Origin of the sequence: Acinetobacter sp. UBA3025 (genome assembly GCF_002367915.1) — a bacterium.
Taxonomy (GTDB): Bacteria; Pseudomonadota; Gammaproteobacteria; order Pseudomonadales; family Moraxellaceae; genus Acinetobacter.
Map to the genome: position 1 here is coordinate 1 of NZ_DFDO01000104.1, position 6743 is coordinate 6743.

The 6743-nt window shown below is 44.1% G+C and carries 8 protein-coding genes and 1 pseudogene; 1 reads left to right on the forward strand and 8 read right to left on the reverse strand.

The features are described 5' to 3' along the window. Window positions 1-93 precede the first annotated feature (93 nt). Both alr and B4J23_RS04360 read right to left on the reverse strand, forming a co-directional pair. Window positions 94-1206 carry an alanine racemase gene (gene alr / locus B4J23_RS04355; protein WP_291358866.1) on the reverse strand — a complete coding sequence of 371 codons (1113 nt, stop codon included), beginning with the start codon at window positions 1204-1206 and terminating at the stop codon, window positions 94-96. A 35-nt stretch (window positions 1207-1241) separates the two neighbouring features. Beyond that, window positions 1242-2501, reverse strand: coding sequence for a D-amino acid dehydrogenase (locus B4J23_RS04360; protein ID WP_005234282.1), 1260 nt, complete (start codon window positions 2499-2501; stop codon window positions 1242-1244). 140 nt (window positions 2502-2641) lie between these two features. Between B4J23_RS04360 and B4J23_RS04365 the strand changes: the two genes are divergently transcribed. Beyond that, entirely contained in the window at window positions 2642-3109 is a 468-nt protein-coding gene (locus B4J23_RS04365) for an Lrp/AsnC ligand binding domain-containing protein (protein WP_291358868.1), read from the forward strand. A gap of 125 nt (window positions 3110-3234) precedes the next feature. Here the strand turns inward: B4J23_RS04365 and lysM are convergent, their stop codons facing one another. The 6 genes and pseudogenes from lysM to B4J23_RS04395 form a co-directional block, all read right to left on the reverse strand. Next, entirely contained in the window at window positions 3235-3744 is a 510-nt protein-coding gene (gene lysM, locus B4J23_RS04370; protein WP_291358870.1) for a peptidoglycan-binding protein LysM, read from the reverse strand. A 182-nt stretch (window positions 3745-3926) separates the two neighbouring features. Continuing rightward, complete coding sequence (acpP, locus tag B4J23_RS04375) at window positions 3927-4163, reverse strand: acyl carrier protein (protein WP_004783299.1); 237 nt, start codon at window positions 4161-4163, stop codon at window positions 3927-3929. Window positions 4164-4249: 86 nt separating this feature from the next. Then, window positions 4250-4984, reverse strand: a complete 735-nt coding sequence (gene fabG / locus B4J23_RS04380; RefSeq protein ID WP_159123542.1) for a 3-oxoacyl-ACP reductase FabG — start codon at window positions 4982-4984, stop codon at window positions 4250-4252. Further along, complete coding sequence (fabD, locus tag B4J23_RS04385) at window positions 4981-5967, reverse strand: ACP S-malonyltransferase (RefSeq protein ID WP_125278771.1); 987 nt, start codon at window positions 5965-5967, stop codon at window positions 4981-4983. Before fabD ends, fabG begins: the two co-directional genes overlap by 4 nt. A gap of 246 nt (window positions 5968-6213) precedes the next feature. After that, window positions 6214-6396 carry a 50S ribosomal protein L32 gene (gene rpmF, locus B4J23_RS04390; RefSeq protein ID WP_004783304.1) on the reverse strand — a complete coding sequence of 61 codons (183 nt, stop codon included), beginning with the start codon at window positions 6394-6396 and terminating at the stop codon, window positions 6214-6216. A gap of 77 nt (window positions 6397-6473) precedes the next feature. Next, window positions 6474-6743 (reverse strand): annotated as a pseudogene (locus tag B4J23_RS04395) (hypothetical protein); the annotation flags it as partial.

A 6743-nucleotide genomic window follows, 5' to 3' on the forward strand; every position in this document is an offset into this window, starting at 1 on the left:
CAGCTCTCATGACCTGATTGCTGTTCAAACTCTGAATATCTGCATTTTCCGTCCTAATTTTATCCTCTCTTATTTTTAATATTTGTTTAATCTTTAGCTTTCAATCTGCACGGGCACACGTTGAGTAATGGCACACATCAGCTCATAGCCAACCGTACCCGAACCCGCGGCCACTTCATCAATCGGCAATACTGTGCCGTGTATGGATTGTCCCCACAGCACAACTTCGCTACCAATCTGCGCATCAGGTACAGAACCTAGATCAACCGCCAGCATATCCATACTGACGCGACCGACCGTTTGGGTTCGAATCCCATCTACCAAAACTGGTGTTCCAGTTTGTGTGATTCGCTGATAACCATCCGCATAACCACAGGCCACAATTCCAATCTGCATATCTTGCTCAACTATAAAAGTAGAGCCATAACCAATGCTGTCTCCTGCCCGAACCTGCTGAATCGCGATCAGTTCGCTACGCAGACTCATGGTCGGCTTTAAGTTCCAGTGATCAATCGTATGGGCGGGATAGTCAGGTGAGCTGCCGTAAAGCATGATGCCGCTACGTACAATGTCTGACTGTATATGCTGATGATGACGCAGAATGGCAGCACTATTACTGAGTGAAGTTTTGCCCGGCAGATTTTGAATGGTTTCGGTAAAGACCAGCTGTTGATGTTCAATACCTTCCTGTCCAAGGCGCATGCCATCCGCATCGGAAAAATGTGTCATATGACTGATGGAGCATACTTGCTTAATATTTTTTAATTCCTGAAAAGCGACACGATACTGCTCAGGTAAAAAACCCAGTCGGTTCATTCCGCTATTCATTTTTAAAAAAACATCAAACTGTACGTCTGGTTGTAAGTCGACAAAGGTTTTTAACCATTCCAGTTGATGCTGGGCATGAATTGCAAAACTTATCCCGTACTTGGCGCAGTCGAATAAATCTTCAAGGCCAAAAATGCCTTCCAGTAACAATAAGGGTTTGTCACAGCATAAGGCACGCAAACGCTTTCCTTCAGTAAGATCCAGAAAGGCAAAACCATCAGCACTTTTTAATGCGGGATAAACCCGCTCAATACCGTGCCCATAGGCATCAGCTTTAACCACTGCAAAGACCTGGCTTTGAGGTGCGCAGGAACGTGCAACTTGCAGGTTATGTTGCAATGCCTGTTGATGAATCACCGCGTGTATTGGACGTGGCATAAATTTCTTCCCTGAAAATGATAATCCTTAAAAGCTTAAGCAACCTGCTGATAACGATTCAGTGATAAACCTTCAGTACTAATCTCAGGTGCTTGACCCAGTACCAGATCACTGATCAGCTTTCCTGAACCACAGGCCATGGTCCAACCTAGGGTACCGTGTCCAGTATTTAGGAACAGGTTATTAAAGCGTGTTGGTCCAATGATTGGCGTACTATCCGGGGTCATTGGACGTAAGCCGGTCCAGAAACTGGCCTGAGCCATATCGCCGCCCGGAAACAGGTCACGAGTGACCATTTCCAAGGTTGCACGGCGATCTTCGTTCAGGCCCAAATTAAAGCCTGTCAACTCTGCCATACCACCGACACGGATGCGCTGATCAAAACGAGTCAATGCAATCTTGTAAGTTTCATCCAGCACAGTCGATTGTGGTGCATGAGTCTGATCCACAATTGGAATGGTCAATGAATAACCTTTGACTGGATACACCGGCAGATCCAGATGTAGCGGCTTCAGAAAATCACGGGAATAGCTGCCGAAAGCCAGCACATATCTATCTGCGGTCAACACCTGACCATTGACCAGTACACCTTTGATCTGGTCGCCTTCAAATAGCAGTTTTTCAACATGCTGGTTAAACTTGAATTGTACGCCCATGCCTTTGGCGTAATTGGCCAGCGCATTGGTAAACAGGTAGCAATCACCAGTTTCATCATTTGGCAGATGCAAACCACCCACCAGTTTATCTTTAGCTTCTGCCAGTGCCGGTTCAACTTTGGCTAGCTGCTCACGATCCAGCAACTCAAAATCCACGCCGGTTTCTTTCAGCACTTCGATATCACGTTGCACTGCATCGAGCTGTGCTTCCTTACGGAAAATCTGCAAGGTTCCTTTAGAACGGTTTTCATAAGAGATGCCGATATCACGACGTAGATTACGTAAACAGTCACGGCTATATTCAGCGACCCGCACCATACGTTCTTTATTCACTGCATAATGCTGGGCATTACAGTTTTTCAGCATCTGGGCCATCCACTGTAACTGCCACAGACTACCATCAACATTAATCGCCAATGGTGCATGATGCTGGAACATCCATTTCACTGCTTTAAATGGAATGCCAGGTGCTGCCCACGGTGTCGAATAACCAGGAGAAATCTGGCCTGCATTACCAAAACTAGTTTCTTCAGCTGGACCTGCCTGACGGTCAAGGACAGTCACTTCTGCTCCCTGCTGCGCAAGATAGTAGGCACTTGTTACACCAATGACACCACCACCTAATACAATTACGCGCATGACATTACCCTCAATGACGTTTATAGTTTATTTCACCAGTATATTTTTGGATCAATAGTGAATTTCACTGTTTTAAGCTGATATATTCAGCAAATTCACTAGATTTTTCGCGTCATTTTTAAAAATTAAGGGAATAATAGATGCGTAAATTAGACCGCATTGATCGCATGATTTTAGATATCCTGCAGCGCGATGGACGCATTGCCATTAGTGAACTTGCCTCCCGAGTCAACCTCTCCACCACACCTTGTTCCGAGCGGGTCAAGCGACTGGAACGGGATGGGGTCATCATGGGTTACCATGCCCGGCTCAATCCGGAAAAGCTGGAAAAGAACCTGTTAGTGTTTCTGGAAATCAAACTTTCTGCCAAATCCGGTGATGTATTTGAACAGGTCGCGCGTGACTTAAGCGAAATTCCTGAAGTGCTGGAATGTCATCTGATCTCGGGAGATTTTGATTATCTGGTGAAAGCACGCCTAAAGGAAATGAGTGCTTACCGGCGTCTGCTTGGGGATTTATTAAAAAAGCTCCCATCTTCTGCTTCCTCACATAGTTATGTGGTGATGGAAGAAGTAAAGGAAAGTTCATATCTGGATGTAGGAATCTAATTCTGACAAGGGTTCAAGTGGTAGATACAACAAAACCCCATAAGGGGCTTTGTTGTGAACCGTTTATCTGAATTAGATAAGTTTAAAATAAAATTTTATTAATTTATATTGATGATTATCTAAAACTAGGCAGGAATACGTATTACCTGACCCGGGAAAATATCATCCGCATTTTTCAGTAAAGGGCGATTTGCCTCGAAAATCTTGTTGTACTGGTTGGCATCACCATAAAATTCTTTCGAAATTTTAGATAAGGTATCACCCGATTTAACCGTATAGAACTTGCTTTCAGGTTCCGGATTCGCCACAGTCAGCTGGTCATCCACTTTAGCGACATGATCAACATTTCCTACTGCTAAAATAATCTTTTCACGATCCGCCTGACTTTGTACCTGTCCGCGTACGGTTGCCAGATCTGAGGTTGAGTTATAGCTGATCGACAATCCTGTAATTGGCAGTCCTAGGCTTTTGACATGGCCTAATAATTTGTTCGCTATTTCCTGTGCAGAAGGTTCAGCCGATGCTGCTTTAGGTGCAGCGGCAGGTGCCTGTTGAGTTGCTGCCGGTGTTTGTTGTGGCTCCGCAGCTGCAGTGTTCTTTTTACCAATGCCTTTTACAAAATCAAAAAGACCCATAGTGCACTCCATTCTTGTTATTCATCAGATCATTCTTATTTGTACAAGGAAAGCAGCAGATATAAAGTTAGTCATTGGTAAGCAAAAGGTTATCGATTGTAAAATCACCCTATATCTATTCTACAGGCACAAAAAAACCACCTTGCGGTGGTTTTTAGGTTCAGCAAAGCTGAAAATCAGCATTAACCAAGTTTTTTAGTAACATAGTCAATAGCAGATTGAACAGTTGTGATTTCGTTAGAATCTTCATCAGGAATAGTGATGTCGAAGTCATTTTCGAAAGACATAACAAGTTCAACTAGGTCTAGAGAGTCAGCACCTAAGTCATCCATGAAAGATGCTTCGTTTTTAATCTCTTCGACTTTGATACCAAGTTGTTCTGCAACCGCTTGTTTAACGCGTTGTTCGATATCGCTCACAGGAATTCTCCTCATTGCTTGTGGCGTTTTTAATGCCGTTAGTTTAATTGAATCTATAAAATTTGGAAAGTTAATACATGTGCCGTTTAGCTCATGTATAAACCACCATTAACGTGAATGACTGTACCTGTAATGTAACTGGCTTTGTCCGATGCCAGGAAACTTACGGCATTCGCGATATCTTGTGGATCACCTAAACGGTTTAAAGCCACTTGATCACTCATTTTCTTGCGAATTTCTTCACTTAACTGTTCAGTCATTTCAGTCGCGATAAAGCCAGGTGCAACAGCATTGACTGTAATCTGACGACTACCCATTTCTTTAGCCAGACTGCGACCAAATGCTTCAATACCTGCTTTGGCAGCTGAATAGTTCGCCTGACCTGGGTTAGCAAAATGCGCCACCACAGAACTGATATTAATGATACGGCCGAAACGCGCTTTGGTCATACCTTTCAACACACGTTTAGAAAGACGATAAACAGCTTTCAGATGGATATTTAAAATATCATCCCAGTCGTCTTCCGACATACGCAATAACAGATTGTCTTTGGTAATACCCGCATTATTCACCAGTACCAGCACAGGACCATAGTTTTGCTCAATATCGCTGACCAGTGCATCAATCGCAGCACCATCACGTACATCTAAAACTTTACCGGCACCATGTTCAGCAAATTGTACGTTAAGTTTCTCTGCACCCGCTTCAGAAGTTGCAGTACCTACGACAAAATAACCGTCTTGAATTAATTGTTGTGCAATTGCAGCACCAATGCCGCGGCTTGCACCTGTCACCAAGGCAACTTTACGTTCCTGTGTCATGCAATTTTCCCTTCTGCCACCAATACGGTGTTAAGCGCATCTTCCAGACGAGATTGAGTATCTAATGGAAGTGCTTTTTCGATATTTGGTAAACGTTTTGCCATATTGGCCAGTACATTACCTGGGCCACATTCTACAATGTACTCAACGCCTTCATCTTGAAGGAATTGTAGTGTTTTAGTCCATTGTACTGACTCATACAGCTGCTCAGTCAAAGCCTGACGAAGCTCACTCACGTCCGCAGCTGCTTTTGCGCCTACATTTTGTAATACAGGTATGCGTGGCATCTCAATGGCAGTTTGTTCCAAAGCTGTTGCGAACTGCTCAGCGGCAGGTTTCATCAGTGAACAATGTGAAGGCACTGAAACTGGCAGTGCAATCGCCTTGCCGCCATTTTCTTTGGCCAGTGCCATCACGGCTTCTACACGTTCTTTATTACCAGCAACTACGACTTGACCCTGAGCATTATAGTTGGCTGCTTCAACTGAACCCTCGCCTGCTGCTGTTGCTTGTGCACAAAGCTCAATCACTTTGGCATCATCCAGACCCAGAATCGCCGCCATTGCACCTACGCCTTGAGGTACAGCAGTTTGCATCAACTTACCACGCAGGTTCACCAGCTTGACTGCATCACCCAGACTTAAAGCACCCGCTGCAACTAACGCGCTATATTCACCGAGTGAATGGCCCGCCATATATTTTGGTGCTACCCCACCCAACTCTAACCATACACGCCATAAAGCAATGGATGCTGTTAATAGTACCGGTTGAGTAAATTCGGTTTGATCCAGACCTTCACCCGTCTGTGCAATCTGCCACAGATCAAAACCCACCGCTTCAGATGCTTCAGCAAATGTATTGCGGATACCACTAAACTGTTCTGCAAGTTCAGCGAGCATGCCGACTTTTTGTGAACCCTGGCCTGGGAACACAAATGCAGTTTTAGTTGCTTGAGCTGCTTGTTCGAGTTGTTTAGCAGACATAAATAAAATCCTTTCATTCAAGAGGTGCGAATCTTTTCTTAGACCTAAAAATTGGCCGATCAGATCACCTTACCCATTGTGGAGCGCAATTTAACACGTAATTTTGGCTTGGGTAATTGCCAAATACAACAAAAACCGCGACTTCACATGATGGCCGCAAAACCTGAACATAAAATCAGGCATAAAAAAAGGGAGCTTAACGCTCCCATTTTTTCTACTAAGCTTTAACGCTTAATACATCATCAATTATTCAGCAGATGCTTTAGCGAATAATTGACGACCACGGTAGATACCATCTTTAGATACGTGGTGACGACGATGAGTTTCACCAGTAGTTTGGTCTACAGTTAATGCATTCTCAGTTAAAGCGTCATGTGAACGGCGCATGTCACGGCGAGAGCGACTTTTACGGTTTTGCTGAACGGCCATGATGGCTCCTTACAAATATCGAAAAAATGGATCAGAACAAATTCGATTGTCTTATACGCATGAGTATAACACAAAAATTAGTTAAGTTTACCCTTCAAAGCTGCCAAAACTTCAAACGGATTATCCCGTTTTTCTTCAACAACTTCTTCTGCGGCAGGTTGATGCTTATGCTCACAAACGTCATGCTTAGGAGACAGCGGCATCAACAATAACAATTCATCTTCTATCAGTGCGAGTAAGTCAGCGGTGGCAGGTGCATCATATGAACCCTTCGTCGTTGCTTCACTTTCACCTAAGACGATGAAATCAGCATCCTCATCCAAGCGCTCTATCAGTGACTCATCATC

Coding starts and splice junctions, on each gene's coding strand:
- alr (WP_291358866.1), bottom strand. CDS start 1,206: ATGCCACGTCCAATACACGCGGTGATTCATCAACAGGCATTGCAACAT.
- fabG (WP_159123542.1), bottom strand. CDS start 4,984: ATGACACAGGAACGTAAAGTTGCCTTGGTGACAGGTGCAAGCCGCGGC.
- fabD (WP_125278771.1), bottom strand. CDS start 5,967: ATGTCTGCTAAACAACTCGAACAAGCAGCTCAAGCAACTAAAACTGCA.
- rpmF (WP_004783304.1), bottom strand. CDS start 6,396: ATGGCCGTTCAGCAAAACCGTAAAAGTCGCTCTCGCCGTGACATGCGC.
- B4J23_RS04365 (WP_291358868.1), top strand. CDS start 2,642: ATGCGTAAATTAGACCGCATTGATCGCATGATTTTAGATATCCTGCAG.
- B4J23_RS04360 (WP_005234282.1), bottom strand. CDS start 2,501: ATGCGCGTAATTGTATTAGGTGGTGGTGTCATTGGTGTAACAAGTGCC.
- lysM (WP_291358870.1), bottom strand. CDS start 3,744: ATGGGTCTTTTTGATTTTGTAAAAGGCATTGGTAAAAAGAACACTGCA.